At 45.3% G+C, this 274-nt stretch carries 1 protein-coding gene; it reads right to left on the bottom strand.

Annotated features, from left to right (window positions below; genetic code table 11):
* Nucleotides 1–274: helix-turn-helix domain-containing protein (locus LPKJCM_RS00475; protein ID WP_165758541.1), on the bottom strand; the 274-nt coding region annotated here is incomplete at both ends.

The raw sequence follows: 274 nt of genomic DNA, 5'->3' as shown, positions 1-274 counted from the left end.
TTAAAGCTGTAACCAAAGCATTACAGAAGGTTTGACAGTGGTCAAAGAGTCCACGATAACAGCTGTTTAGCCGGTGCTTACGATAAACTGCTTCGCCAGTTTCCGCTAGATACGACTGTTCAAAGATACGTGTATTAGCGTTAATCTGTGTTGTTGTCCCACGTCTCAATTCACGTGAAATCGTGCTGGGATCACGATGAAGTACCTTGGCAATCCGGCGGATGGACCAATCTAAGTCCCTTAGAGCTTCAATTCGACCACGTTCAGCTAAACT

It is taken from the genome of Lentilactobacillus parakefiri (assembly GCF_002157585.1).
GTDB classification, from domain to species: Bacteria; Bacillota; Bacilli; order Lactobacillales; family Lactobacillaceae; genus Lentilactobacillus; species Lentilactobacillus parakefiri.
Note: the sequence above shows the minus strand (reverse complement) of the source record. Positions and strands in the feature narration are given on the sequence as shown.